The 23,985-nt window shown below is 64.1% G+C and carries 30 protein-coding genes and 1 tRNA gene; 26 read left to right on the top strand and 5 right to left on the bottom strand.

The window, feature by feature from the left end:
- The first annotated feature begins 284 nt into the window (after window positions 1–284).
- The 24 genes from rplN (at window position 285) to ACFQU0_RS15740 (ending at window position 15,907) form a co-directional block, all read left to right on the top strand.
- Complete coding sequence (rplN, locus tag ACFQU0_RS15855) at window positions 285–653, top strand: 50S ribosomal protein L14 (RefSeq protein WP_382202479.1); 369 nt, start codon at window positions 285–287, stop codon at window positions 651–653.
- Window positions 654–662: 9 nt separating this feature from the next.
- Window positions 663–983, top strand: a complete 321-nt coding sequence (gene rplX, locus ACFQU0_RS15850; RefSeq protein WP_382202478.1) for a 50S ribosomal protein L24 — start codon at window positions 663–665, stop codon at window positions 981–983.
- A 2-nt stretch (window positions 984–985) separates the two neighbouring features.
- Window positions 986–1,525, top strand: coding sequence for a 50S ribosomal protein L5 (gene rplE, locus ACFQU0_RS15845; RefSeq protein WP_382202476.1), 540 nt, complete (start codon window positions 986–988; stop codon window positions 1,523–1,525).
- Between the two features lie 8 nt (window positions 1,526–1,533).
- The gene (gene rpsN / locus ACFQU0_RS15840) at window positions 1,534–1,839 is read left to right on the top strand and encodes a 30S ribosomal protein S14 (RefSeq protein WP_382202474.1); all 306 of its coding nucleotides are present in this window, start codon (window positions 1,534–1,536) and stop codon (window positions 1,837–1,839) included.
- 18 nt (window positions 1,840–1,857) lie between these two features.
- Window positions 1,858–2,253, top strand: coding sequence for a 30S ribosomal protein S8 (gene rpsH, locus ACFQU0_RS15835; RefSeq protein WP_382202472.1), 396 nt, complete (start codon window positions 1,858–1,860; stop codon window positions 2,251–2,253).
- 24 nt (window positions 2,254–2,277) lie between these two features.
- The gene (rplF, locus tag ACFQU0_RS15830) at window positions 2,278–2,811 is read left to right on the top strand and encodes a 50S ribosomal protein L6 (RefSeq protein WP_382202470.1); all 534 of its coding nucleotides are present in this window, start codon (window positions 2,278–2,280) and stop codon (window positions 2,809–2,811) included.
- 12 nt (window positions 2,812–2,823) lie between these two features.
- Window positions 2,824–3,189, top strand: a complete 366-nt coding sequence (gene rplR, locus ACFQU0_RS15825) for a 50S ribosomal protein L18 (RefSeq protein ID WP_382202468.1) — start codon at window positions 2,824–2,826, stop codon at window positions 3,187–3,189.
- Window positions 3,190–3,207: 18 nt separating this feature from the next.
- Window positions 3,208–3,726, top strand: a complete 519-nt coding sequence (rpsE, locus tag ACFQU0_RS15820; RefSeq protein WP_382202466.1) for a 30S ribosomal protein S5 — start codon at window positions 3,208–3,210, stop codon at window positions 3,724–3,726.
- A gap of 11 nt (window positions 3,727–3,737) precedes the next feature.
- The gene (gene rpmD / locus ACFQU0_RS15815; RefSeq protein ID WP_382202464.1) at window positions 3,738–3,923 is read left to right on the top strand and encodes a 50S ribosomal protein L30; all 186 of its coding nucleotides are present in this window, start codon (window positions 3,738–3,740) and stop codon (window positions 3,921–3,923) included.
- A gap of 15 nt (window positions 3,924–3,938) precedes the next feature.
- Window positions 3,939–4,370, top strand: a complete 432-nt coding sequence (rplO, locus tag ACFQU0_RS15810) for a 50S ribosomal protein L15 (RefSeq protein WP_382202462.1) — start codon at window positions 3,939–3,941, stop codon at window positions 4,368–4,370.
- A gap of 35 nt (window positions 4,371–4,405) precedes the next feature.
- A complete protein-coding gene (gene secY, locus ACFQU0_RS15805) occupies window positions 4,406–5,725 on the top strand; it encodes a preprotein translocase subunit SecY (RefSeq protein ID WP_382202460.1) in 1,320 nt (439 codons plus the stop codon).
- A gap of 2 nt (window positions 5,726–5,727) precedes the next feature.
- Window positions 5,728–5,946, top strand: a complete 219-nt coding sequence (gene infA, locus ACFQU0_RS15800; protein ID WP_382202459.1) for a translation initiation factor IF-1 — start codon at window positions 5,728–5,730, stop codon at window positions 5,944–5,946.
- A gap of 28 nt (window positions 5,947–5,974) precedes the next feature.
- Window positions 5,975–6,088 (top strand): 50S ribosomal protein L36, encoded by a 114-nt coding sequence (gene rpmJ / locus ACFQU0_RS15795; protein ID WP_013106894.1) that lies wholly within the window; start codon window positions 5,975–5,977, stop codon window positions 6,086–6,088.
- A gap of 20 nt (window positions 6,089–6,108) precedes the next feature.
- On the top strand, window positions 6,109–6,474 hold the full coding sequence (rpsM, locus tag ACFQU0_RS15790; protein WP_382202456.1) for a 30S ribosomal protein S13: 366 nt from the start codon (window positions 6,109–6,111) through the stop codon (window positions 6,472–6,474).
- An 18-nt stretch (window positions 6,475–6,492) separates the two neighbouring features.
- Window positions 6,493–6,897 (top strand): 30S ribosomal protein S11, encoded by a 405-nt coding sequence (gene rpsK, locus ACFQU0_RS15785; protein ID WP_382202454.1) that lies wholly within the window; start codon window positions 6,493–6,495, stop codon window positions 6,895–6,897.
- Between the two features lie 128 nt (window positions 6,898–7,025).
- A complete protein-coding gene (gene rpsD / locus ACFQU0_RS15780) occupies window positions 7,026–7,649 on the top strand; it encodes a 30S ribosomal protein S4 (RefSeq protein WP_342131863.1) in 624 nt (207 codons plus the stop codon).
- A gap of 94 nt (window positions 7,650–7,743) precedes the next feature.
- A complete protein-coding gene (locus ACFQU0_RS15775) occupies window positions 7,744–8,736 on the top strand; it encodes a DNA-directed RNA polymerase subunit alpha (protein ID WP_382202451.1) in 993 nt (330 codons plus the stop codon).
- An 83-nt stretch (window positions 8,737–8,819) separates the two neighbouring features.
- On the top strand, window positions 8,820–9,212 hold the full coding sequence (gene rplQ / locus ACFQU0_RS15770; protein WP_382202449.1) for a 50S ribosomal protein L17: 393 nt from the start codon (window positions 8,820–8,822) through the stop codon (window positions 9,210–9,212).
- Window positions 9,213–9,235: 23 nt separating this feature from the next.
- Window positions 9,236–9,312, top strand: a tRNA-Met gene (locus tag ACFQU0_RS15765).
- A 152-nt stretch (window positions 9,313–9,464) separates the two neighbouring features.
- On the top strand, window positions 9,465–10,361 hold the full coding sequence (locus tag ACFQU0_RS15760; protein ID WP_382202447.1) for a LysR family transcriptional regulator: 897 nt from the start codon (window positions 9,465–9,467) through the stop codon (window positions 10,359–10,361).
- Window positions 10,362–10,462: 101 nt separating this feature from the next.
- Window positions 10,463–11,449, top strand: coding sequence for a Bug family tripartite tricarboxylate transporter substrate binding protein (locus ACFQU0_RS15755; protein WP_382202445.1), 987 nt, complete (start codon window positions 10,463–10,465; stop codon window positions 11,447–11,449).
- Complete coding sequence (locus ACFQU0_RS15750) at window positions 11,446–12,414, top strand: M14 family metallopeptidase (RefSeq protein WP_382202444.1); 969 nt, start codon at window positions 11,446–11,448, stop codon at window positions 12,412–12,414. Before ACFQU0_RS15755 ends, ACFQU0_RS15750 begins: the two co-directional genes overlap by 4 nt.
- Window positions 12,415–12,475: 61 nt before the next feature.
- On the top strand, window positions 12,476–13,609 hold the full coding sequence (locus ACFQU0_RS15745) for an MBL fold metallo-hydrolase (RefSeq protein WP_382202442.1): 1,134 nt from the start codon (window positions 12,476–12,478) through the stop codon (window positions 13,607–13,609).
- 159 nt (window positions 13,610–13,768) lie between these two features.
- Window positions 13,769–15,907 (top strand): putative bifunctional diguanylate cyclase/phosphodiesterase, encoded by a 2,139-nt coding sequence (locus ACFQU0_RS15740; RefSeq protein ID WP_382202440.1) that lies wholly within the window; start codon window positions 13,769–13,771, stop codon window positions 15,905–15,907.
- Window positions 15,908–15,913: 6 nt separating this feature from the next.
- Here ACFQU0_RS15740 and ACFQU0_RS15735 read toward each other — a convergent pair whose 3' ends face one another.
- The 3 genes from ACFQU0_RS15735 to ACFQU0_RS15725 all read right to left on the bottom strand — a co-directional run bounded on the left by ACFQU0_RS15735 (window position 15,914) and on the right by ACFQU0_RS15725 (window position 19,137).
- Window positions 15,914–17,536, bottom strand: coding sequence for a GGDEF domain-containing protein (locus tag ACFQU0_RS15735; RefSeq protein ID WP_382202438.1), 1,623 nt, complete (start codon window positions 17,534–17,536; stop codon window positions 15,914–15,916).
- Window positions 17,537–17,544: 8 nt separating this feature from the next.
- Entirely contained in the window at window positions 17,545–18,093 is a 549-nt protein-coding gene (locus ACFQU0_RS15730; protein WP_382202436.1) for a putative pterin-binding protein, read from the bottom strand.
- Window positions 18,094–18,243: 150 nt separating this feature from the next.
- On the bottom strand, window positions 18,244–19,137 hold the full coding sequence (locus ACFQU0_RS15725) for a DUF6279 family lipoprotein (protein ID WP_382202434.1): 894 nt from the start codon (window positions 19,135–19,137) through the stop codon (window positions 18,244–18,246).
- Between ACFQU0_RS15725 and glmU the strand changes: the two genes are divergently transcribed.
- Entirely contained in the window at window positions 19,136–20,536 is a 1,401-nt protein-coding gene (glmU, locus tag ACFQU0_RS15720) for a bifunctional UDP-N-acetylglucosamine diphosphorylase/glucosamine-1-phosphate N-acetyltransferase GlmU (protein ID WP_382202432.1), read from the top strand. The two genes, ACFQU0_RS15725 and glmU, sit on opposite strands and share 2 nt — an antisense overlap.
- A gap of 18 nt (window positions 20,537–20,554) precedes the next feature.
- Here the strand turns inward: glmU and ACFQU0_RS15715 are convergent, their stop codons facing one another.
- Both ACFQU0_RS15715 and ACFQU0_RS15710 read right to left on the bottom strand, forming a co-directional pair.
- The gene (locus ACFQU0_RS15715; protein ID WP_382202430.1) at window positions 20,555–21,463 is read right to left on the bottom strand and encodes an EamA family transporter; all 909 of its coding nucleotides are present in this window, start codon (window positions 21,461–21,463) and stop codon (window positions 20,555–20,557) included.
- Window positions 21,460–21,954: an Lrp/AsnC family transcriptional regulator gene (locus tag ACFQU0_RS15710; protein ID WP_382202428.1), complete on the bottom strand. Its 495-nt coding sequence runs from the start codon at window positions 21,952–21,954 to the stop codon at window positions 21,460–21,462. The genes ACFQU0_RS15715 and ACFQU0_RS15710 overlap by 4 nt, the downstream gene beginning before the upstream one ends.
- A 137-nt stretch (window positions 21,955–22,091) precedes the next feature.
- On the opposite strand from ACFQU0_RS15710, the gene glmS reads away from it, so the two are divergent.
- Window positions 22,092–23,975 (top strand): glutamine--fructose-6-phosphate transaminase (isomerizing), encoded by a 1,884-nt coding sequence (gene glmS, locus ACFQU0_RS15705; protein ID WP_382202426.1) that lies wholly within the window; start codon window positions 22,092–22,094, stop codon window positions 23,973–23,975.
- The last annotated feature ends 10 nt before the right edge of the window (window positions 23,976–23,985 follow it).

The raw sequence follows: 23,985 nt of genomic DNA, 5'->3' as shown, positions 1-23,985 counted from the left end.
CATGGGGGCGTGTTGCATCGCTCCTCCACAAACCGGACAGATTACTTGCTACGAACCGGACAACTCATTTGCTGCTGACATTTTCTGCGCAGCCGCTTGACAGAGTCTTGACGCGCTGCAATAATCACAGGCTTCGTTCTGAAAAGACCGAAGTTTTCTGCCCACCGAAGCGTGTCGGGCTCGTCTGTTCTGAGTGAATGGGCGGGTGATGCGCAACGACGGGCCCAAGACTGATCGCCTGCGGCCGTGGTGGCTGCCGGGATTCAAGTTGGGACTTAAATCAAATGATTCAAACGCAATCTCGACTCGATGTTGCCGACAACACGGGTGCCAAGTCCGTGATGTGCATCAAGGTGCTGGGCGGCTCCAAGCGTCGCTACGCCAGCGTGGGCGACATCATCAAAGTGAGCATCAAAGAAGCCGCTCCGCGTGGCCGCGTCAAAAAAGGCGAGGTCTACAGCGCTGTGGTGGTGCGCACCGCCAAGGGCATCCGTCGCAGCGACGGCGCGCTCGTCAAATTCGATGGCAACGCCGCTGTGTTGCTGAACGCCAAGCTGGAGCCTATCGGCACCCGCATCTTCGGCCCGGTGACGCGCGAGCTGCGTACCGAGAAGTTCATGAAGATCGTGTCGCTGGCCCCTGAGGTCCTCTGAGGAATCGCCATGAACAAGATTCGTAAAGGTGACGAAGTCATCGTGATCGCGGGCCGCGACAAGGGCAAGCGTGGCAAGGTTGTCCTGCGCTCTGATGAAGAGCGTCTGGTGGTTGAGGGTGTGAATCTGGTCAAGAAGCACGCCAAGCCCAACCCCATGAAGGGCATCACCGGCGGCATCATCGACAAGACCATGCCCATCCACCAGTCCAACGTGGCCATTTACAACCCGGCGGCTGGCAAGGCTGATCGCGTGGGTATCAAGGTTCTGGCAGACGGCAAAAAAGTGCGCGTCTTCAAGTCCAGTGGCGAAGAGATCAAGGCGGCTTGAACATGACACGCTTTCAAGAAATCTACCGCGACAAGGTCGCGCCCTCGCTGGTCGAGAAGTTTGGCTACAAGTCGGTCATGGAAGTGCCGCGCATCACCAAGATCACCCTGAACATGGGTGTGAGCGAGGCTGTGGCTGACAAGAAAGTCATGGACAACGCCGTGGGCGATCTGACCAAGATTGCTGGTCAGAAGCCTGTGGTCACCAAGGCCCGCAAGGCCATCGCTGGTTTCAAGATCCGCGAACAGCAGGCCATTGGCTGCATGGTGACCCTGCGTGGCGCCAAGATGTACGAATTCCTGGACCGTTTCGTCACCGTGGCCCTGCCCCGTGTGCGTGACTTCCGTGGTATCTCGGGCAAGGCGTTTGATGGCCGTGGCAACTACAACATCGGCGTCAAAGAACAGATCATCTTCCCCGAGATCGAGTACGACAAGATCGACGCCCTGCGTGGTCTGAACATCAGCATCACGACGACCGCCAAGTCCGACGACGAGTGCAAGGCACTGCTGGCTGGTTTCCGTTTCCCGTTCAAGAACTGAGGTAGCCTGTGGCAAAACAAGCTCTACTCCAGCGCGAAGTCAAGCGCGAAAAACTCGCCGCTCAGTTCGCCAAGAAATACACGGAACTCAAGGCCGTGTCCAAGGATGCCAAACGCTCTGACGAAGAGCGCGACGCTGCCCGTCTGGCACTGCAAAAGCTGCCCCGCAACGCCAACCCGACCCGCCAGCGCAACCGCTGCGAGATCACCGGTCGTCCGCGTGGCACCTTCTCTCAATTCGGTCTGGGTCGCATGAAGATCCGCGAGATGGCGTTTGCGGGTGAAATCCCGGGCGTCACCAAGGCCAGCTGGTAAGCCCTAGGAGAACATCAAATGAGCATGAGTGATCCTGTCGCCGATATGCTGACCCGCATCCGCAACGCCCAGATGGTGGCGAAGGAAGCGGTGGTCATGCCCGCCTCGAAAGTCAAGGCCGCCATTGCGCAGGTCCTGAAGGACGAAGGCTACATCGATGGCTTCCAGGTCAAGACCGACGGTGGCAAGAGCGAACTGCACATCGCCCTCAAGTACTACGCCGGTCGCCCGGTGATCGAGCGCATCGAGCGCGTGAGCCGCCCTGGCCTGCGTGTGTACAAGGGCCGTGATGCCATCCCTCAGGTCATGAACGGCCTGGGTGTGGCGATCGTGACGACACCCAAGGGTGTGATGACCGACCGCAAGGCCCGCGCCACTGGCGTGGGCGGCGAAGTTCTGTGTTACGTCGCCTGACGCGGGCATTGAGGAGTTTTTGAAATGTCTCGTGTAGGAAAACTGGCTGTGGCAATTCCGCAAGGCGTGGAAGTTGCCCTGAATGCCAACACAATCAGTGTCAAGGGTGCCCTGGGTGCCCTGGAAATGAACAACAGCGTTCTGGTCAAGGTCGAAAACAACGCCGGTGCGTTGTCGTTCACCCCGGTGGATGCTTCGCGTGAAGCGAACGCCATGTCCGGCACCGTGCGCCAGTTGGTCAACAACATGGTGTTGGGTGTGAGCAAGGGCTTCGAAAAGAAGCTGAGCCTGATCGGTGTGGGTTACAAAGCCCAGGCCCAAGGCGCCAAGCTCAACCTGACGGTGGGTTACTCCCACCCGGTGGTGATGGACATGCCTGCTGGCATCAAAGTCGAAACCCCGACCCCGACCGAAGTGGTGATCAAGGGCGCTGACCGTCAGCGCGTGGGTCAGATTGCTTCGGAAGTTCGCGCCGTTCGTCCGCCCGAGCCCTACAAGGGCAAAGGCATCCGCTATGTGGACGAAAAGGTCGTGATCAAGGAAACGAAGAAGAAGTAAGGACCACAGATCATGTTGACCAAAAAAGAGCAACGTCTGCGTCGGGCCCGTCAAACCCGTGTGCGCATCGCACAGCAAGGCGCCGTGCGCCTGACCGTGAACCGCACCAACCTGCACATCTACGCCAGCGTCATTTCTGCCGACGGCTCCAAGGTGTTGGCCTCCGCATCGACCGCTGAAGCCGAAGTGCGTACCCAGCTGGGTGCCGCAGGCAAGGGTGGCAACGCCGCCGCTGCCAGCATCATCGGCAAGCGCATCGCTGAAAAGGCGAAGGCTGCTGGCGTCGAGAAAGTCGCTTTCGACCGTTCGGGCTTCGCCTACCACGGCCGAGTCAAGGCCCTGGCAGACGCCGCGCGTGAAGCCGGCCTGCAGTTCTGATCAGACGGGATAAACGAAATGGCTAAATTTACGGCTAACGTTAAGAACGAAGCGAACGACGACGGCTTGCGCGAAAAGATGATCGCGATCAACCGCGTGACCAAAGTGGTCAAGGGCGGTCGCATCCTCGGTTTCGCAGCACTGACCGTGGTCGGTGACGGCGACGGCAAAGTGGGCATGGGCAAAGGCAAGGCGCGTGAAGTGCCGGTTGCTGTCCAGAAGGCCATGGAGCAAGCCCGTCGCAACATGATCAAGGTCGCGCTGAAGAACGGCTCGCTGCACCATGCGGTGCACGGTGAGCACGGCGCTTCCAACGTCATGATGCTGCCGGCGTCCAAGGGTACCGGCATCATTGCCGGCGGCCCGATGCGCGCGGTTTTTGAAGTGCTGGGCATCACCGACGTCGTGGCCAAGAGCCATGGATCGAGCAACCCGTACAACCTGGTGCGCGCCACGCTGGACGCACTGAAGCAATCCAATACGCCTGCCGAAGTGGCTGCCAAGCGCGGCAAGTCGGTGGAAGAGATTCTGGGTTGATTGGAGCTGACATGACCCAAAACACCAACACCGTCAAAGTCCAGCTGGTTCGCAGCCCCATCGGCTGCAAGGAATCGCACCGCGCCACCGTGCGTGGTCTGGGCCTGCGCAAACTCAACAGCACCAGCGAACTGCAGGACACGCCCGCAGTGCGCGGCATGATCAACAAGATCAGCTACCTGGTCAAAGTGCTCTAAGCAGGACTGTAGAACATGGAACTCAATACCATCAAACCGGCCGCTGGTGCCAAGCACGCCAAGCGTCGTGTGGGCCGTGGCATCGGTTCGGGCCTGGGCAAGACCGCAGGTCGTGGCCACAAGGGCCAGAAGTCGCGTGCCGGCGGCTACCACAAAGTGGGCTTCGAAGGCGGTCAAATGCCTATGCAGCGTCGCCTGCCCAAGCGTGGCTTCAAGTCGCAGCAGATCAAGTTCAACGCCGACGTCACCCTGACCGACCTGAACACCCTGGCCGCTGGTGAAGTTGACCTGGCCACCCTCAAGCAGGCTGGCCTGGTGGGCGAACTGGTGCGCAAGGTCAAGGTCGTCAAAACCGGCGAATTGACCAAGGCCCTGACGCTCAAGAGCATCAACGCCACCGCAGGCGCACGCCAGGCGATTGAAGCCGCTGGCGGCAGCCTGGCCTGATCGGCAGCAACCGCACAACGGAACGGAAACACTCTGTGGCAACCGGAGCAGCAACACTGGCCAAAACAGGCAAGTTCGGCGATCTGAAGCGCCGGCTTGTGTTCCTGTTGTTGGCCCTGGTGGTCTACCGTGTCGGCGCACACATTCCTGTGCCCGGCATCGACCCTGCACAACTTGAACAGCTGTTCAAGGGCCAGCAGGGTGGCATCCTGAGCTTGTTCAACATGTTCTCCGGCGGCGCCTTGTCGCGCTTCACGGTGTTCGCGTTGGGCATCATGCCCTACATCTCGGCTTCCATCATCATGCAGTTGATGACGTACGTGGTCCCCACGTTCGAGCAGCTCAAGAAGGAAGGCGAGGCGGGCCGCCGCAAGATCACCCAGTACACCCGTTTCGGCACGCTGGGGCTGGCCATCTTCCAGGCGCTGGGCATTGCCATGGCACTGGAAGGTCAGGCTGGCTTGGTGATCGACCCCGGTTTCGTCTTCCGCTTCACGGCGGTGGTGAGTCTGGTGGCTGGCACCATGTTCCTGATGTGGTTGGGTGAGCAGATCACCGAGCGCGGTCTGGGCAACGGCATCTCCATCCTGATTTTTGCAGGTATCGCCGCTGGCTTGCCGAGCGCGATTGGGGGCTTGCTGGAGCTGGTGCGCACCGGTGCGATGAACATCCTGGTGTCCATCCTGATCGTGGCGCTGGTGATTCTGGTGACCTACTTCGTCGTGTTCGTCGAACGTGGTCAGCGCAAGATTTTGGTGAACTACGCACGCCGTCAGGTGGGCAACAAGGTGTACGGCGGTCAATCGTCGCACCTGCCGCTCAAGCTGAACATGGCTGGTGTGATTCCGCCGATTTTTGCCTCCAGCATCATCCTGCTGCCAACCACCGTGGTGAGCTGGGTGAGCACCGGTGACGGCACGCGCTGGTTGCGCGACATCGCCTCGATGTTGTCGCCTGGCCAACCCATTTATGTGGCGTTGTACGCGGCGGCCATCATATTCTTCTGCTTCTTCTACACGGCGCTGGTCTTCAACAGCCGCGAAACCGCCGACAACCTGAAGAAGAGCGGCGCGTTCATTCCAGGCATTCGCCCGGGTGACCAAACCGCGCGTTATATCGACAAGATCCTGTTGCGGCTGACTTTGGCCGGTGCGGTGTACATCACTTTGGTGTGTTTGCTGCCCGAGTTCCTGATCCTGCAGTACCAGGTTCCGTTCTACTTTGGTGGCACCTCGCTGCTCATCATCGTGGTTGTCACCATGGACTTCATGGCCCAGGTGCAGAACTACATGATGTCCCAGCAATACGAGTCGCTGCTCAAGAAGGCAAACTTTAAGGCGGCACCAGGAGCCTGAGCGTGGCGAAGGACGACGTGATCGAGATGCAGGGGGAGGTCGTAGAGAACCTCCCGAATGCAACCTTTCGCGTGAAGTTGGAAAACGGCCATGTTGTCCTCGGCCACATATCAGGAAGGATGCGGATGCACTACATCCGCATCCTTCCGGGCGACAAGGTGAAGGTCGAGCTGACTCCGTACGATCTGAGTCGGGCCCGCATCGTGTTTCGATCGAAGTAAGATTTTTTCGAATTTTTAGGAGAGAGCAATGAGAGTTTCGGCGTCGGTCAAGAAAATGTGCCGCAACTGCAAGATCATTCGGCGCAAGGGCGTGGTGCGGGTCATCTGCACCGATCCCCGTCACAAGCAGCGCCAGGGCTGATTGAGTTTTAGAGGACCACCATGGCACGTATTGCAGGTATCAACATTCCGCCGCACAAGCACGCCGAAATCGGCCTGACGGCGATCTTTGGCATCGGTCGCACCCGCGCTCGCAAGATTTGCGAAGCCTGCGGCATCGACTACGCCAAGAAAATCAAAGATCTGTCCGACGCAGAACTCGAAAAGGTTCGCGACCAGGTGGGTCTGTTCACGATCGAGGGTGACCTCCGCCGTGAAACCACCATGAACATCAAGCGTCTGATGGACATTGGCTGCTACCGCGGCTTCCGTCACCGCCGTGGCCTGCCGGTCCGCGGCCAGCGCACCAAGACCAACGCCCGCACCCGCAAGGGTCCGCGCAAGGCCGCGCAGTCGCTCAAGAAGTAACCGGCTCGAAGGACACATATGGCTAAGTCTCAAAACAGCGCTGCTTCCGCCCGCGTTCGCAAGAAGGTCCGCAAGAACATTGCCGACGGCATTGCACACGTGCACGCATCGTTCAATAACACCATCATCACCATCACCGACCGCCAGGGCAACGCACTGTCGTGGGCTTCGTCGGGTGGTCAGGGCTTCAAGGGTTCGCGCAAATCGACCCCCTTCGCAGCCCAGGTGGCTTCCGAAGTCGCTGGCCGCGCCGCCATCGAACAGGGCATCAAGAACCTCGACGTCGAGATCAAGGGCCCTGGTCCTGGTCGCGAATCGTCGGTGCGTGCCCTGGGTGCTCTGGGCATCCGCATCGTGTCGATCTCCGACGTGACGCCGGTCCCGCACAACGGCTGCCGCCCCCAGAAGCGTCGTCGCATCTGATTTCTCTCTGCTCTCTCCGTCGGTTGCCAGCGGAAACGCCGGCAACCCTTTTTCATTAAGCCCACCGCCAAGCTGAATTCTCGGCATGGCTCCTGCGGCAGACCCGCAGCAGATTCAAGGACAACACCGTGGCACGTTACCTCGGCCCCAAGGCCAAACTCTCCCGCCGTGAAGGCACCGACCTGTTGCTCAAGAGCGCACGCCGCTCGATCAGCGACAAGGCCAAATTCGACAGCAAGCCTGGCCAACACGGCCGCACCTCGGGCCAGCGCACCTCCGATTTCGGCGTGCAGCTGCGCGAGAAGCAAAAGGTCAAGCGCACCTACGGCGTGCTGGAGCGTCAGTTCCGCCGCTACTTCGCTGAAGCCGATCGCCGCCGTGGCAACACCGGTGCCAACCTGCTGTTCCTGCTGGAATCGCGCCTGGACAACGTCGTTTTCCGCATGGGTTTTGCCTCTACCCGTGCCGAAGCCCGTCAGATCGTGTCGCACAAGGCGATCGAAGTGAACGGCAAGAGCGTCAACATCCCGTCGTACTCGGTCAAGGCCGGTGACGTGATCGCTGTGCGCGAAAAGTCCAAGAAGCAGGCCCGCGTCATCGAGGCACTGGAACTGGCCAAACAAATCGGCTTCCCCGCCTGGGTTGAAGTGTCGGTTGACAAGGCCGAAGGCGTCTTCAAGAAGACCCCCGACCGCGACGAATTTGCCTCCGACATCAACGAGTCGCTGGTCGTCGAACTGTACTCGCGTTAATCCCCGCTCCCGGTGGTGGCCTTGCCGCCGCCGGGGTTCTGTGCTCCATCGGCCTTATCGGTGTAACGAGCCGAGGGTATTGAAGGAAGTCTGAATGCTGAACAATTTGCTGAAACCCAAATCCATCAACGTCGAGCAGGTGGGCGTCAACCGCGCCAAAGTCACGCTGGAGCCGTTCGAGCGTGGCTATGGCCACACGCTGGGCAACGCCCTGCGCCGCGTGCTGCTGTCGTCGATGACGGGTCACGCACCGACCGAAGTCACCATCGCTGGCGTCGTGCACGAATATTCGTCCATCGACGGCGTGCAGGAAGACGTGGTCAACATCCTGCTCAACCTCAAGGGCGTGGTGTTCAAACTGCACAACCGCGACGAAGTCACGCTGAGCCTGCGCAAGGACGGCGAAGGCCTGGTCACCGCCGCCGACATCCAGACGCCTCACGACGTCGAGATCGTCAACCCCGAGCACCTGATCGCCACCCTGTCGGCCGGTGCCAAGCTGGACATGCAGATCAAGGTCGAAAAGGGCCGTGGTTACGTGCCCGGTAACCTGCGCCGTGGCGATGAAGCTTCGCGCTCCATCGGCCGCATTGTGCTGGACGCCTCCTTCTCGCCCATCAAGCGCGTGAGCTACACGGTGGAGAGCGCGCGCGTCGAGCAGCGCACCGACCTGGACAAGCTGGTCATCGAAATCGAAACCAACGGTGCCATCGGCCCCGAAGAGGCCGTGCGTGCTTCTGCCAAGATTTTGGTCGAGCAGTTGGCTGTCTTCGCGCAGATTGACCCTGGCTTCATCGACGACGTGGGTGCAGGTGCTGGTCAGAGCAGCCGCTCGCAGCAGTTCGACCCCATCCTGCTGCGCCCGGTGGACGAGCTCGAACTCACTGTGCGTTCGGCCAACTGCCTCAAGGCCGAAAACATTTACTACATCGGTGACCTCATCCAGCGCACCGAAAACGAGCTGCTCAAGACCCCCAACTTGGGTCGCAAGTCGCTAAACGAAATCAAAGAAGTGCTCGCTTCGCGTGGCCTCACGCTGGGCATGAAGCTTGAGAACTGGCCACCGGCCGGCCTCGACAAGCACTGATTTAGAATATTGGGTTTCCCGTAAAAAAGACGTCCAGCGGTACCTGATCCGGCCGCTGCAATTCAAATCGAAAGGATAAAACTATGCGTCACGGACACGGCCTCCGCAAACTCAACCGCACCAGCGAGCACCGCCTCGCCATGCTGCGCAACATGATGAACTCGCTGCTCACGCACGAAGTCATCAAGACCACGGTGCCCAAGGCGAAAGAACTGCGCCGCGTGGTCGAGCCCATGATCACCCTGGCCAAGGAACCCACGCTGGCCAACCGCCGCCTGGCTTTTGACCGCCTGCGCGACCGCGACGTGGTCGTCAAGCTCTTCAACGAACTGGGTCCTCGCTTCAAAGCGCGTCCCGGTGGTTACACCCGCATCCTGAAGATGGGATTCCGCGTGGGCGACAACGCGCCCATGGCTTTGGTTGAATTGGTGGATCGTGCTGAAGAAAAAGCAGCCGACGCGCCCGCAGCCGAATAAATGGGTTATACTTTAAGGCTTGTCGCGCGGTGGAGCAGCCTGGTAGCTCGTTGGGCTCATAACCCAAAGGTCGCAAGTTCAAATCTTGCCCGCGCAACCAACCATTCAGGCTTCGTGCCTTCAGCAAAACGCCCACTTGATGTGGGCGTTTTGCTTTGTGCGCTCAACGCTGTGCAACTGGCCAGTGCGTCTGTCTTGTGCTGCAGGCAGACGCGTCACAATCGGGCAAGCACTCACACGTCCTGACCGCCCATGGACCTCCAATGGATTGAAGACCTCATGGCGCTGGCGCGCACTGGCAGCCTGACACGGGCGGCCGCGCTGCGGCATGTTACGCACCCCGCGTTCGGGCGTCGCATACGGTCGCTGGAAGCGTGGGCCGGTGTGGCTTTGATCGAGCGCGGCAGCAAGCCCCTGCGGCTGACGCCGGCCGGTCAGCGCATGTTGTCCCAAGGCGAGGAAAGCCTGCGAGGCTTGCTGGATGTGCGCGAAGAACTGCGCACGGCAAACACCGAGCAGCAGCGCGTGCTGACGCTGGCCACCGGCCGCACCTTGGCGCGCACCTGGGTGGCCGAATGGCTGCCCACTGTTGTTGCGCTGGGCCAACCGGCCTTTGTGCGCGTCAAAACCGGCGCGCTGGCCGACACACTCAACTGGCTGGAACACGGTGAAGCCGATTTGCTGGTCGTTTACCACCACCTGTCCATCAGCGACCGGCCCCAAGGGCGCGGGTATTTGCAGAAAACCCTGCAACAAGACCGCCTGCTGCCGGTGGCGCGGCGCCAGATTCATCCTGGTCGAGCCGGTCCACGGCAGGTTGACAAGCCCATGCCCTACCTCGCGTATGCACCGAGCCTCGCTTTGTCGGGGCTGGTGCGCGACCACCTCCAACACAACCCGCCACCGATGCGCCTGCAGAAGGTACTCGAATGCGACTCGGCGGATGCGCTGCTCGAATACGCGCTCAAAGGCATGGGCGTGTGCTGGCTGCCGGGCTCGTTGGTGGGCAACGCTTGCCGCCAAGGCGCGCTGGCGCCGTGCTGGGACGAGCGCATGGAGATACCGTTTCAGGTGCGCCTGGTGCGCCCGCGTCGCCGGTTGAGCGACGTGGCAGAGGCGGTTTGGCGCGGCACGCCCAGCAGCGTTTGATGGCGTGCTGAATTGGCACCTGTGTGTGCCCAAACGGCACAATGGGGCGCCGCCGGATTTCGACAATGGTTGGCGTCCATTCACCCTCAAGGAGCCCCCACATGACATCCTTTCCCTTGTGTCGCATGCTGCGACCTCTGGCACTCACTGCCCTGGCGTTGAGCGGCACCGGTCAGCTTGCATTTGCGCAGACCGACTACCCCAGCAAGCCCATCACCATTGTGGTGGGCTACCCGCCCGGCGGCAGCACCGACCTGACCGGGCGGGTGGTGGCCACCGAGCTGGGCAAAAGCCTGGGTGCCAACGTGGTGGTGGAAAACATCGGCGGCGCGGGGGGCGCCATCGGCGCGCAGAAGGTGCTGAACGCCGCACCGGATGGCTACACCTTGCTGGTGGGCGCCAACAACGAAATTGCCATCAACCGCCTGGTCTCATCGGCCGTCAAATACCAGTGGCAGGACTTCACGCCCATCGGGCTGATCGCCTCCCAGCCGATGGTCTTGGTCGCGGCGCAGAAGACCGGTGTGAAGAGCACCGACGAGTTCATCAAGCTGGCCAAGGCCAACCCGGGTCGCTACAGCTACGGCAGTTCGGGCGTGGGCACGGCCTTGCACCTGGCGGGCGAAATGGTCAAAGAGCAGTCGGGCCTGTTCATGACCCACATCCCCTACCGTGGCGTGGCGCCGCTGGCCAACGATTTGTTGGGCAACAACATCGAATTTGGTGTGTTCGTGTTGTCCAGTGGCCTGCCCCACATCCGCGCAGGCAAGGTGGTGGCCCTGGGCACGACCGAAAAAAAGCGGTCTGCGGTCACGCCAGACATCCCGGCCTTGGCCGAACACCCGGCACTGAAGCACATCGACATCAGCTCGTGGTTCGCGCTCATGGGCCCGGGCAAGCTGCCGGAGCCGGTGGTGGCCAAGCTCAAGAAGGCATTGGCTGACGCGCTGCAATCCCCCGAGTTGCGCAAGAAGCTGGAGGCCTCGGGCTCCGCCATCGCGCCGCTGAACGTGGACATGCCCCGGTTCTTGCGCGACGAAACCGCCAAGTACCAGAAGATTGTTGACTTCGCCAAGATCCGCGAATGAGTGCGCTGGTGTTTGAACTCCCTCCCCCGGACATCAGCGCCTGGCGTGCCGGCAACACCGGCGTCGAAGGCGTGTGGCGATTCGATTCGCGTCGCCCCGGCCGCGACGTGATGATCAGCGCCCTGGTGCACGGCAACGAGCTGTGTGGTGCCTGGGCACTCAAGGGCCTGCTGGATGCTGGCGTGCGGCCGGCGCAGGGGCGGCTCACACTGGTGTTTGCCAACCTCGCCGCCTTCGACCGTTTCGACCCGGCCAACCACGACGCCTCGCGCTTCGTGGACGAAGACCTCAACCGCCAGTGGTCCGTCGAACGCATGGGTGCCGCCACCAGCCTGGAACGCCGCCGTGCTGCCGAACTGCGGCCGTTGGTGGAACAGGCGGACTGGTTGCTGGACATCCATTCCATGCACGAGCGCGCCGCGCCTTTGCTGCTGACGGGCATGCAGCCACGCAACCAGACGCTGGCGCGCGCCATGGGCAACCCCGAGCACATCGTGGTGGACGCGGGTCACAAAGACGGTGTGCGCATGCGCGACTTCGGGCGTTTTGGCTTGCCGGACGACCAGTCGCCAGACACACGTTCCTTGCTGGTGGAGTGTGGCTTCCATGGCGACCCCAGCAGCCGCACCGTGGCACACGACATGTGCGCGCGTTTTTTGGTCGCGTCAGCGGCGCTGTCGCAGGCCGATGTGGACCTGGCCTTGCCAGGTTGGACCCAAGCGGCTGCCGCGCGGCAGTTGGCGCTGGAAGTGACCGGGCCGGTGGTGGCGCGCAGCGCGGGGTTCCGCTTCAATCAGCCGTTTCAGGGTCTGGAGTGCATTGCGCAGGCCGGAACGGTGATTGGTGACAACGACGGCGAGCCTGTGGCCACGCCCTACGACAACTGCGTGCTTGTCATGCCGTCGGTGCGGCAGGCACGCGCCGGCGTGACCGTGGTGCGCTACGCGCGGCAACGGCCGCTGTGAGCCTGTGCCGCCTGTCCGTCTCGGGACCGACAGGCGGCAAGCATCGCGGCACAATGTGCGCATGACCGATCGCCCCACCCCCGACGGCCGCCCCGACGAGTCGGTGCCCGAAACCGCCTCAGCGGCCCCCACCCTGATCTACCCCTGCGGCGACGCACCCGAGCCTGGCAGCGTGCGCGAAATCGCGCCCGGCGTGTTGTGGTTGCGCATGCCGCTGCCGTTTGCGCTCAACCACATCAACCTTTGGGCCCTGGCCGATGAGGACGAACAAGGTCCGGGTTGGGCCATCGTGGACACCGGCACCAAAACCCCCGAGGCGCTGGCTGCGTGGCGCCAGCTGATCGCGCCTGACGGCCCCCTGGCGGCCACGCCACAAGGTGCCCGCATCACCCGGGTGATGTGCACCCACATGCACCCCGACCACGTGGGCATGGCGGGCTGGCTCACGCGCAAGTTCCAGTGCCGGCTGTGGATGACCCGTCTCGAATACCTGACCTGCCGCACGCTGGTGGCCGACACCGGGCGCGAGGCGCCGGTGGAGGCCATCCGCTTCTACTGTCAGGCGGGGTGGAGCGAAGAAGCGCTGGATGTCTACCGCACCCGCTTTGGTGGCTACAGCAAGTACATGCACGCCATGCCAGACGGTTTTCGCCGCCTGAGCGAAGGCGAGATGCTGCGCATCGGCACGCACGGCTGGCGCGTGGTGGTGGGCCGAGGCCATTCACCCGAACACGCCTGCCTGGTGTGTGACGACCTGGGGCTGATGATTTCGGGCGACCAGGTGCTGCCGCGCATTTCGTCCAACGTCAGCGTGTTCCCCACCGAACCCGACGCCAACCCGCTGGGCGAGTGGATCGAAAGCATCGCCCGTCTGCGCGCCACACTCAGCGACGACTTGCTCGTGCTGCCCGCACACGGCGAGCCCTTCCGTGGCTTGCACGCCCGGCTCGATCGCCTGGCCCACGGCCACGAGCGGGGTCTGGAGCGCCTGCGTCGCAGCCTGGCCGAAGCACCCAAACGCGCCATCGACGTGTTTGGCGCCTTGTTTGCCCGCCCCATCGGCAGCACGGGCGACCTGCTGGGCATGGCCACCGGCGAGAGCCTGGCCCACCTCAACTGCCTGCTGGCCCTGGGCGAAGTGTTGGTGGAGCCCGACGCCGACGGCGTGCGGTGGTACCGGCTGCGCACGGCCTGAACCCACCCCGCACGGGGTGTTTGCCGAAAGTGTGAATTCGGCGGTTTTCTTTTGTCACCTTTGCGCCCATCGAATGTGAATTTGCTGGGCTTTGTTTCGGACACTTCCTAGAATCAGTGTCAACGGATCGCCAAAAAACAGATCCGCAGGGAGTGTGAAATGAAAACAATGCAAAGGGAGGGTGTGCGGCCGGCGCAGCCATGGGCGGTGTGGCGCAGCTTGGGCGCGCGGCTGGTGCTGCTGGCGGGGCTGGTCAGTGTGGGCGTGGCGGCGGCGGTGGGCGTTACGCGGTATGGGGTGAGTGGCTCGGGGCCCGGCTGGCTCGACGTGCTGGTGAACGCGCTGGTACCGGCACTGCTGTCGGCGGGTGCCGTGCTGGGGGTGCTGCAGCACCAGGTGTTGCGCAGGCTGCGTGGTGTGGTGGTTGACATCCGGGACATGGCCGAACGCACCTTTCCGCACACGCGGCACTGGCCCGGCTGGGCCGCCGATTCCGGAGACGATGTCGATCTGGTGTCGCAGGTGGCGCGTTTCACCTCGGGGCAGGTCACGTCGCTGGTGGGCCAGTTGCACGAAGCCAATGCCCACCTGCGTGAGCAACTCGTCGAACAAGGCAAACACCTGCGCACCATGTCGCTGCTCGAAGAGGTGGTGGTCGAGCTCGACCCTCAGCTGGGCATCACCCAGGCGTCGGACGGCTGGGCCCGCGTGTTGCCGGGCCTGGCTCAACTCAGCGGCAAGAACCTGCGCTGTCTGCTGGTCCGCGACGAGGACCTTACGCGGCTGCGCGACATCGTACGGAGCTTCGAACACGGCGAAACACAGGCGGAAAGCCGGCCCCAATCGCTGCGGTTTCTCTTTAGCGGTGAGGCCCAGCGGCACCGCTGGATCGAGTTCCGCGTGTTGCCCCGTCTCGATGACGCGGGCCAGTTGCAGGGCTACATGGGTGTGTTGCAGGACGTGACCCAGCGGCAGGATTTCGAGGTCATGATCGCTCAGCTCACCCTGCGCGACCCGCTCACCGGCCTGCCCAACCGCGCCCTGTTGGAGGACCGCCTGCGCACGGGACTCAAGGCCAGCCAGCAGGGGCAGCGTCGCCTGGCGGTGCTCTCGTTGGACATCGACAACTTCAAGAGCATCAACGACGCCCTGGGCTACAAAACCGGTGATCGCCTGCTCATGGCACTGGGCAAACGCTTGCAGAACGAGGCCGGCGGCGATGAAACCGTGGCCCGCTGGGGCGGTGACGAGTTTTCGCTGATCTGGCCCAACGTGACGTCCACCAGCGATCTGGCCGCTCGCGTGGACGCGTTGCAGCAGCACCTGCGGCGCGACTACGGCGTGTTCGGTGAACAGGTCACGCTCACCACCAGCCTGGGCGTGGCCCTGTACCCCGACGATGGCGACAGCGCCGAGGCCTTGTTGATGGCCGCCGACCGCGCCAAGCGCGCCGCCAAGGCACATGGGCGCAACCAGGTGGTGTGGGCAGAGGAGCTGCGCGGCCAACACGCCCAGCGACAGACCGCGCGCATGCGCCAGCGCCTGATGAAAGCGGTGGAGCGGGGCGCCATCCAAGCGTGGTTCCAGCCCATCGTGCGCAGCGACTCGCGCCAGTGCGACATGGTGGAGGTGCTGGCGCGCTGGCACGACGAGGAACTGGGCTGGGTCAGCCCCGCCACCTTCATCCCCATGGCCGAGGAGTCCGGGCTGATCACCGCCATTGGGCAGTCGATTTGGGAGCAGGCGGTGCGCCAGCAAGTGACCTGGCGCGCGCAGGGCATTCGCATCCGCGCGGCGGTCAATGTGTCCAGCCGCCAACTGTACCGGCAGGACTTCACCGACCAGATGCTGGCCACCTTGCGCCAGCACGGTCTGCCGCCCGACGCCTTTGTGCTGGAGATCACCGAAAGTGTGGCCTTGCAAGAGGTGGTCGACGCCCCCCAACGCCTGCAAGCGCTGCGGCAAGCGGGTTTCCGTTTGGCGCTCGATGACTTTGGCACCGGCTACGCGTCCTTGTCGCAACTGCACGACATGCCACTCAACGAACTCAAGATCGACATGTCTTTTGTGCGCCGACTCGACACCGAGGTGGGCGCCTCCATGATCGCCGCCATCGTCAAGCTGGCCGAGGTGATGGGCCTGCAGACCATTGCCGAAGGTGTGGAGACCCACGAGGCCGCTGACCAGCTGGAACAGTTGGGCGTGACGCGCCTGCAGGGTTATGGTTTTGGGCACCCCATGAACAGCCAGGCCATGGGCGCCTGGTTCACGCGGGAGGCGCTGGCGGAGACCTGCTGACCCTGTTCAGGCGGGTGGCGCCAGCGCTTCAGGAAACTGGCGCGGGCGCAAGGGTTGGAGGTTGACCACGCGGTTGCGGCCTTCGGCCTTGGCGCGGTACAGCGCCTCATCGGCCTCGATCATCAAATCCTCCACCAACGTGGCGCGGTTGGCCAGTTGGGTGGTGCCGATGGAGATGGTGAAACTCAGGGTGTCGCCGTTTTCCAGCTCGATGCGGATGGCCTCCACGGCGCCGCGCAGGCGCTCGGCGGTGTCGCGTGTGGCGCGCTCGCCAGCCAGTGGCAGCAGGGCCGCAAACTCCTCGCCCCCCAGGCGGCCCAACACATCGGCATCGCGCAGCGTGGCGCGCATGGCGTTGGCGCACGCGATGATGGCCTGGTCGCCCACCGCGTGCCCGTACCGGTCGTTGATGGATTTGAACCGGTCGATGTCCAGCATCAGCACGGCGCAATCCTGTTGGTGGCGCCGGCAGTGCTCCAGCAGGGCGGTGCTTTTTTCGAGGAAGGCGCGGCGGTTGTCCAGGCCACACAAAGGGTCGCTGGTGGCCAGCTCGCGCAGTTGGGCTTCCAGGCGTTTGTGGGGCGTGATGTCGAAACTCCAGATCAGGTGGCTGAGCCGGCCATCCACCTCGATGAGGCGGGCCGACACCGAACACCAGGTGGGCGGGTTGTGCCCCAGCAGCGCCTCCATGCCCCCCACCTCGCCGTAGCGCTCCAGTTCGTCGCTCAGTTGCTGGCACTGCGCCGGGTCTTGCAGCAGCTCGCTTTTGGGCAGGTGTTTGGGCGGGGCCACCAGGTTCAGGCGGCGGATGAGGCTCTGGTTGATGAAGATCACCTCGCTGTTGTCGGCGCCGATCAGCAACACGTCGCTGGGGCTGGCGTCGAGTATGAAGCTGAGCAACTGGCGGCCTTCCTCGATCTGCCGCGTGCGTTCGGCCACCCGCGACTCCAGCATCTGGTTGGCCTGGGCCAAGGTGCGCGAGAGGTGCCGCGCCCGCCGCGCCTCTTGCGCCAGGTGCCGGATCAAGGCCGCCGTGCCCAACAACAACCCGGCCAGCAGGGCGCTCAGCAGCACAAAACGCTGGTGGAGGCTTTGCCGCGTGGCGTCGTTTTCTTCGGTGACGGCCACATGCACGTCGGCCACCGCCATGCGTGTTTGTTGTTGCAGACCGTCGGCCCAGCTCAGCACATCGCGCGCCACGCGCTCGCCAGATGCGCTCGGGCGGGGTGTGAGGGTGTGCAACCAGGCGTCCACGTGGTGCGACAGCTCGCGCATGGTGGCCGCGGTGTGGGGCAACTGGTGGTGCAGGCGGTCGCTCAACGAGGTCAGGGCTGAGGTTTTGTCCAGCACGCTGTACAACACCTCCAGGCGCAAGAGCAACTCCTGGGCGGAGGCCTCGCCGGCCAGCAATTGGTGCGACACCTGGCGCACCCGCGCCAGTTCGGAGTTGACGCTGGCGACGTACCACAGGTCGGCGTGCTGGTTGGGGCGCCCCAGCTCGCGGGCCTGTTGCAGCGTCAGCCACAGCGCGGTGGCCGAGGCCATGGCCATCAGCACCACCAACAGCAACAGCCAGCGCACGGAAGGCAGGCGCAGCGGGTGTGCGCCACCCAGTTCCATGGCGTTCATGTCCGCCCTCACTTGAAGGTGATGGCCTGGATGTGCCAAATGGAACGGTTCAGGTACTGCTGGGTGTCCAGCGTGGGGTGGGCGTCAAACGGGTAGACCAACATCAGTGGCCCCTTTTCGCGCACGCTCAGCGGCACGCCGTTGCGCTGGTGGGCCACGATGGGGTCGTAGCGCTCCAGGTCGCTCCAGGGCACGGTCACGGCGTAGTCGTTGAGGGCGGCGAGCCGCAGGTCGTGGCCCGGCGTGGCGCCCATGCGTTGCGCCAGCAGACGCAGCGACACGCCCTGCCACCGGTGTGCGCCGGGTGGCCCCAGGCCCGTGGGCAGCGAGGTCACGAGTTCCCGCTGTGGCAAGGCCTGCAGGGCTGCGATGTCGCAAACGGTCTGGCGGTTGGGCCCCAGGGCGCTGAGCCGCAGCACCAGCAGGCTGTTCGATGGCGGGCACAGCGCCGTCTGGCGCTCCGCCTGATCAGCGGCGTGGCCGACAGACGTTGCCAGCACACTGATCACCAGCGCGCCGGTGACCACGCGACGCTGGTTGAGCCCGGATATTTCCATGGCCGACTCCCTGATGAACCGATTGTTGTGGATTCATTCTAGGACCAGTCGTCTGACGAAAACCTCGGGGCCTGCCCGCCCACCATCCGTTGATCGACCGATGTGTGGCCGAGGGCCTGTTCACACCCGGAAAAACAGTGTGAACAGGCCTCAGTCTTGTTGCGCCAGCAGCGTGAAGTCGCCCATGTGGTCGCGCAGCCGGGCGGCCACGTTGGCGCGTTGTGCGGGCGAGCTGCTGTTGTGCAGGGCGGCGATCAGAGCGCAGCCTTCGCGCTGCCACTGGCGCGACGCGTTGCGGTAGGTGCTGGACGGGGAGTCGAGCGAGCGTTGCACCACCGCTTGCACCAGGGCGGCTCCTTGTGCGGGTGTGGCCTGCAGGGCGGCGACGGTCTGCCGCACGTCGTTTTGCCGCCGTTCGCGTTCGGCCAGTGCCACCGCGCCATCGAAGCTGCCACGGGCGAGGTGCTCGCGCACCAGCTGCCGCTGCGTTGGGTCCAGCCTGCCGTAGAACATTTCAAGCCGGTCGATCAGGCGGTCGACGCGCTGGTCCAGCCCGTTTTGGGGCGCCTCCACAAAATCCTGCCGAAAACGCTGGTTGTCCTTGGCCTGCTGGCGGCGCAGGCGATCAACTTGCGCTGGCGAGAGGGACTGCCCCAGTTGCGCCAAGGGCTGGGCGCTGCGTGTGGCGATGGGCATCAGCAAGGTGCGCGCCGCTTCAAATTGCTCGCAGGCCTGCGCGGGTGTGATGTCTTGTGCTGCCAGTTGTTCCCAGCGTTGCAACAGCGCGGCGTACTGTGGCAGGGCTTCGCGGCGGTGCCAGCGGTGCAGCGCGTCCAGGTCGGTGCGCAGTTGTTGGCTTTGGGCCTCATTCAGGTCCAGCTGGCTGTCCAGCCACCAGTAGCCCAGCGTGGCGGCGCGGTTGTAGCCCAGGGTCAGGGTGCTGCAGGCCTGCAGCAGCAACAGGGCCACCAGGCCCACGAACCCGATAATCCTCAGCTTGAGCGCCGCTGCATCGGTGCGGCGCTTGTCCAATGGAGCAATCATGAGTCAGGGTGTCAACGTGGATGTGGTGGTGATGGCGGCCGGCAAGGGCACACGCATGAAAAGTGCCCGGCCCAAAGTGTTGCACCGTTTGGGTGGGCGTGCACTGGCCGTGCATGTGCTCGACTGCGCCGCGCGGATATCGGCGCGCCAGGCGGTGGTCATCACCGGCCACGGCGCCGATCAGGTGGAGCCCGCACTGGCCCACGCCGTGCCCGAACTGCCCCTGCGGTTTGCCCGCCAGGAACCCCAACTGGGCACCGGCCACGCGGTGCAACAGGCGCTGCCCTTGCTGGCCGACGACGGCGTGACCCTGGTGCTCTCGGGCGACGTGCCCCTGACCCAGCCCGACACCCTGCTGGCCCTGCTGCGCGCCTGCGATGGCCAGCACCTGGCCCTGCTCACCCTGGACCTGCCCGACCCCACAGGCTACGGCCGCATCGTGCGCAACGCCGCTGGCGACGTGCTGGCCATCGTCGAACACAAAGACGCAAGCGAGGCGCAGCGCGCCATTGGCGAGATCTACAGCGGCGTTTTGGCCGTGCCCACCCGGCTGCTGCGCGGCTGGCTGGCCCGGCTGGACAACCAAAACGCCCAAGGCGAGTACTACCTGACCGACGTGGTCAAGTTCGCCGTGGCCGATGGCCTCACGGTCAAGGCCCACCGCATCACCGACGCCGTGCAGGTCGCCGGCGTCAACAGCCCGGCGCAACTGGCCGAGCTGGAGCGCGCCCACCAACGCCGCCTGGCCGAGGGCCACATGGCGGGCGGCGTGCGCCTGGCCGACCCGGCGCGGTTCGACGTGCGCGGCGAACTGGTGTGTGGGCTGGACGTGGAGATCGACGTCAACTGCGTGTTTGAAGGCCGCGTGCTGCTGGGCGACGGTGTGCGTATTGGTGCGAACTGCGTCATCGCCAACGCCGTGATCGAAGACGGTGCGGTCATCCACCCCTTCACCCACATCGACGGCGAGAAGGCCGGTGTCACCGTGGGCCCCGGCGCGCTGGTGGGGCCGTTTGCCCGGCTGCGCCCTGGCGCGCGGTTGGGTGCCGAGGTGCACATCGGCAACTTTGTGGAAGTGAAAAACAGCAGCCTGGCCGCCGGCGCCAAGGCCAACCACCTGGCCTACCTGGGCGACGCCACCGTGGGCGAGCGCGTGAATTACGGTGCCGGCAGCATCACCGCCAACTACGACGGCGCCAACAAACACCGCACGGTGATCGAGGCCGACGTGCACGTGGGCAGCAACTGCGTGCTGGTCGCGCCGCTCACGCTGGGAGCGGGCGGCACCGTGGGCGGGGGCTCCACCATCACCAAAGACACGCCGCCCGGCGCCTTGAGTGTGGCGCGGGGCAAGCAGGTGAGCATCCCGAACTGGAGCCGCCCCCAGAAAAAGGGCTGAGCTGTTCGGGGCGGGGGCTTATTTTCCTTTCGCTAACCACACGATGGCCGACAGCACCACCGCACCCCCCACCAACTGGATGGGCGCCAGCGTCTGCCCCAGCAGCCCCCAGCCCAGCAGCAAGGACGCCACAGGTTCGATGTTCATCACAGGCGCGTTCTCCGCCATGTTCAGGCGCGGCAGCGTCACAAACAACACGCTGAACGCCACCCCATAGAGCAGCATCAGGCTGGCCAGGCCCGCCCAGCCCGGGGTGCCTTCTGGCCAGCTCATGCCACCAGGCACCAGGCCGGCGGCACCCGCCAGGCCCATGCTGCTGACCACAATGGCCATGGTCATGAAGCTGCGCACCGGGCCACGCAGGCTTTTGAGCTTGTGGTCGGTGATCCACAGGCCCAACGCAAACACCGTGGCCGCCACCATGGCAAAGGCCACACCCGCCCACCAGCGCGGGTCGCTGCCGTCCACACCGGCCAGGCGGGTGGGCAGGTCGAGCACCAGCACCAGGCCCACCAGGCACACAGCCATGATGGCGGCGGTGCGTTTGCTGGGCGGTTGCCCGCCCAACACCCAGGTGATGAGGGCCAGCAGGATGGGGAAGGTGTTGGAAATCAGCAGCGCCAGCGCCACCGGGATGCGCGCCACCGCCGAGTACAGGCACAGGCTTTGCACCGCGATCAGCAGCCCCAGCAGCAGCTGCCAGCCGGCCGTGCCGGGGGGCAGGCGCAGGGTTTCGCGTTGCCACCACACCAGGCCGGCCAGCACCAGCAGTGTGGCGCCCGAGCGGCACAGGATGGCGAGCAACAAACCGGCCCCGTGGTCGAAGGCAAAACGGGCCGCCACGTGGTTGGCGGCAAACGCGCAGGCCACGCCCATGATCACGAAGATGGCGATGTGGCGCGGAAACAAAGCGGGGGTGGCGTTCATTGGGGTGGGCGGTGCAGGGGCAGGCTGGGGGCGAACTTGGCGCGCTTGACGCTGAAAAAGGCCTTGACGTTGCGCACATTCGCATCGGCCGTGAACAGGCGCTGCGTGAGCGCCAGGTAGGCCGGCATGTCAGCGCAGTGCAGCACCAGCATGAAGTCGGGGCCGGGGCTCACGCGGTAGCACTGCTGCACCGCGTCGTCGGCCACCACGCGGGCTTCGAAGCGGTCCAGCGCTTCGGCACTTTGTTGGTCCAGGCTGATTTCCACCAGCGCGGTCAGGCCGTGGCCCAGCACCGGGGCCAGGCGGTCGGGGTTGAGCAGGGCGATGTCGCGCTCGATCACCCCCAACTCGCGCAGGCGCTTGATGCGGCGCAGGCTGGTGGGCGGCGAAACGTTGGCCATCTCGGCCAGGGCGTTGTTGCAGCGCGAGGCGTCGCGTTGCAACAAGTCCAGCAAGCGCATGTCGATGTCGTCAAGTTCCAAATGTTCCATAAATTGTCAAACAATGGAATAAAAATTCATGACGCCATCATACTGAAATAATCATTCATGAAAGTAAAAAATGAGATGATTAATTTCAACAAACCCTGTCTACCATCCGCCACCTCAAGACACGAAAGGGCCTGCTCATGTGTGGCATCGTCGGCGCGGTTTCCGCGCACAACAGCGTTCCGGTTCTGGTGCAGGGCCTGCAGCGGCTCGAATACCGGGGGTACGACTCCTGTGGCGTGGCGGTGCACACAGGCACGGGTTTGCTGCGCGCGCGCAGCACGGCGCGTGTGGCCGAGCTGCAGACGCAGGTGACGCAAGAGGGCCTGAGCGCCGGCACCGGCATTGCCCACACCCGCTGGGCCACCCACGGCGCGCCGGTGGTGCACAACGCCCACCCCCACTTCAGCCATGGCCCCGGCGAGGCCGACCAACGGCCCGCCCGCGTGGCCCTGGTGCACAACGGCATCATTGAAAACCACGAGGCCTTGCGCGCCGAACTGCAAGCCAAAGGCTATGTGTTTGCCAGCCAGACCGACACCGAGGTGATTGCCCATCTGGTGGACGCGCTGTACGACGGCGACCTGGCCCACGCGGTGCAGGCCGCTGTGGCGCGTCTGCACGGCGCCTACGCCATTGCCGTGTTCCACAAAGACGAACCGCAGCGTGTGTTGGGTGCGCGCGCCGGTTCACCGCTGGTGCTGGGTGTGGGGGCCGAAGGGGCGCATTACCTGGCCAGCGACGCCATGGCCCTGGTGGGCGTGACCGACCAGATTGTCTACCTGGAGGAAGGCGACGTGGCCGACCTGCAACTGGGCCGTTTCTGGATCACCAACACGGCGGGCCGCCCCTACACCGCCGAGCAACGCCCCGTGAAAACCGTGCGTGCCCACAGCGGCGCGGCCGAGCTGGGGCCGTACCGCCACTACATGCAAAAAGAAATCTTCGAGCAGCCGCGCGCCATTGCCGACACGCTCGAAGGCGTGCAAGGCATCGCGCCCGAGCTGTTCGACGGCGTGGGCCCCGACGGCGAGCCGGGCGAAGCCGCCTGGCGCGTGTTCAAAGACATCGACCGCGTGCTGATACTGGCCTGCGGCACCAGCTACTACAGCGGCTGTACCGCCAAATACTGGCTCGAAGACATCGCCCGCATTCCCACCCAGGTGGAGGTGGCCAGCGAATACCGCTACCGCCACAGCGTGCCCGAGCCCCGCACCCTGGTCGTCACCATCAGCCAAAGCGGCGAAACCGCCGACACCCTGGCCGCGCTGCGCCACGCCCAAAGCCTCGGCCTCACACAAACGCTGACCATCTGCAACGTGGCCACCAGCACCATGGTGCGCGAATGCAAGCTCGCCTACATCACCCGCGCCGGGGTGGAAATTGGCGTGGCCAGCACCAAAGCCTTCACCACCCAACTGGCCGGCCTGTTTTTGCTCACGCTGGCGCTGGCGCAAGCCAAAGGCCGGCTCACCGAGGTGCAAGAAGCCGAACACCTGCGCGCCATGCGTCACCTGCCCGTGGCCCTGCAAGCCGTGCTGGCGCTGGAGCCCCAATTGGTGGACTGGGCCGAACAGTTTGCCCGCAAGGAAAACGCGCTTTTCCTAGGCCGTGGGCTGCACTACCCCATTGCGCTGGAAGGCGCCTTGAAGCTCAAAGAAATCAGCTACATCCACGCCGAGGCCTACCCTGCCGGCGAACTCAAACACGGCCCGCTGGCCCTGGTGACCGCCGACATGCCCGTGGTCACCGTCGCGCCCAACGACACCCTGCTGGAAAAACTCAAGAGCAACATGCAGGAAGTGCGTGCGCGCGGCGGCGTGTTGTACGTGCTGGCGGACGCCGACACGCAGATACAGAGCAGCGAAGGCCTGCACGTCATCCGCATGCCTGGGCACTACGGCCAACTCAGCCCCTTGCTGCACGTGGTGCCGCTGCAACTGCTGGCGTACCACACCGCGCTGGCGCGCGGCACCGATGTGGACAAACCCCGCAACCTGGCGAAGTCGGTCACGGTGGAGTAGTGGGGCCGGT

This window comes from Hydrogenophaga defluvii (genome assembly GCF_042665235.1).
GTDB lineage: Bacteria > Pseudomonadota > Gammaproteobacteria > Burkholderiales > Burkholderiaceae_C > Hydrogenophaga > Hydrogenophaga defluvii_A.
The sequence above is the reverse complement of the archived record's forward strand: the minus strand, read 5'-3'. Positions and strand labels throughout refer to the sequence as shown.

Excerpts from the sequence above, each read along its gene's own strand:
- rplN (WP_382202479.1), top strand. The coding sequence starts at position 285 with ATGATTCAAACGCAATCTCGACTCGATGTTGCCGACAACACGGGTGCC.
- rplX (WP_382202478.1), top strand. The coding sequence starts at position 663 with ATGAACAAGATTCGTAAAGGTGACGAAGTCATCGTGATCGCGGGCCGC.
- rplE (WP_382202476.1), top strand. The coding sequence starts at position 986 with ATGACACGCTTTCAAGAAATCTACCGCGACAAGGTCGCGCCCTCGCTG.
- rpsH (WP_382202472.1), top strand. The coding sequence starts at position 1,858 with ATGAGCATGAGTGATCCTGTCGCCGATATGCTGACCCGCATCCGCAAC.
- rplF (WP_382202470.1), top strand. The coding sequence starts at position 2,278 with ATGTCTCGTGTAGGAAAACTGGCTGTGGCAATTCCGCAAGGCGTGGAA.
- rplR (WP_382202468.1), top strand. The coding sequence starts at position 2,824 with ATGTTGACCAAAAAAGAGCAACGTCTGCGTCGGGCCCGTCAAACCCGT.
- rpsE (WP_382202466.1), top strand. The coding sequence starts at position 3,208 with ATGGCTAAATTTACGGCTAACGTTAAGAACGAAGCGAACGACGACGGC.
- rpmD (WP_382202464.1), top strand. The coding sequence starts at position 3,738 with ATGACCCAAAACACCAACACCGTCAAAGTCCAGCTGGTTCGCAGCCCC.
- rplO (WP_382202462.1), top strand. The coding sequence starts at position 3,939 with ATGGAACTCAATACCATCAAACCGGCCGCTGGTGCCAAGCACGCCAAG.
- rpmJ (WP_013106894.1), top strand. The coding sequence starts at position 5,975 with ATGAGAGTTTCGGCGTCGGTCAAGAAAATGTGCCGCAACTGCAAGATC.
- rpsM (WP_382202456.1), top strand. The coding sequence starts at position 6,109 with ATGGCACGTATTGCAGGTATCAACATTCCGCCGCACAAGCACGCCGAA.
- rpsK (WP_382202454.1), top strand. The coding sequence starts at position 6,493 with ATGGCTAAGTCTCAAAACAGCGCTGCTTCCGCCCGCGTTCGCAAGAAG.
- ACFQU0_RS15775 (WP_382202451.1), top strand. The coding sequence starts at position 7,744 with ATGCTGAACAATTTGCTGAAACCCAAATCCATCAACGTCGAGCAGGTG.
- rplQ (WP_382202449.1), top strand. The coding sequence starts at position 8,820 with ATGCGTCACGGACACGGCCTCCGCAAACTCAACCGCACCAGCGAGCAC.
- ACFQU0_RS15760 (WP_382202447.1), top strand. The coding sequence starts at position 9,465 with ATGGACCTCCAATGGATTGAAGACCTCATGGCGCTGGCGCGCACTGGC.
- ACFQU0_RS15755 (WP_382202445.1), top strand. The coding sequence starts at position 10,463 with ATGACATCCTTTCCCTTGTGTCGCATGCTGCGACCTCTGGCACTCACT.
- ACFQU0_RS15750 (WP_382202444.1), top strand. The coding sequence starts at position 11,446 with ATGAGTGCGCTGGTGTTTGAACTCCCTCCCCCGGACATCAGCGCCTGG.
- ACFQU0_RS15745 (WP_382202442.1), top strand. The coding sequence starts at position 12,476 with ATGACCGATCGCCCCACCCCCGACGGCCGCCCCGACGAGTCGGTGCCC.
- ACFQU0_RS15740 (WP_382202440.1), top strand. The coding sequence starts at position 13,769 with ATGAAAACAATGCAAAGGGAGGGTGTGCGGCCGGCGCAGCCATGGGCG.
- ACFQU0_RS15735 (WP_382202438.1), bottom strand. The coding sequence starts at position 17,536 with ATGAACGCCATGGAACTGGGTGGCGCACACCCGCTGCGCCTGCCTTCC.
- ACFQU0_RS15730 (WP_382202436.1), bottom strand. The coding sequence starts at position 18,093 with ATGGAAATATCCGGGCTCAACCAGCGTCGCGTGGTCACCGGCGCGCTG.
- glmU (WP_382202432.1), top strand. The coding sequence starts at position 19,136 with ATGAGTCAGGGTGTCAACGTGGATGTGGTGGTGATGGCGGCCGGCAAG.
- ACFQU0_RS15725 (WP_382202434.1), bottom strand. The coding sequence starts at position 19,137 with ATGATTGCTCCATTGGACAAGCGCCGCACCGATGCAGCGGCGCTCAAG.
- ACFQU0_RS15715 (WP_382202430.1), bottom strand. The coding sequence starts at position 21,463 with ATGAACGCCACCCCCGCTTTGTTTCCGCGCCACATCGCCATCTTCGTG.
- ACFQU0_RS15710 (WP_382202428.1), bottom strand. The coding sequence starts at position 21,954 with ATGGAACATTTGGAACTTGACGACATCGACATGCGCTTGCTGGACTTG.
- glmS (WP_382202426.1), top strand. The coding sequence starts at position 22,092 with ATGTGTGGCATCGTCGGCGCGGTTTCCGCGCACAACAGCGTTCCGGTT.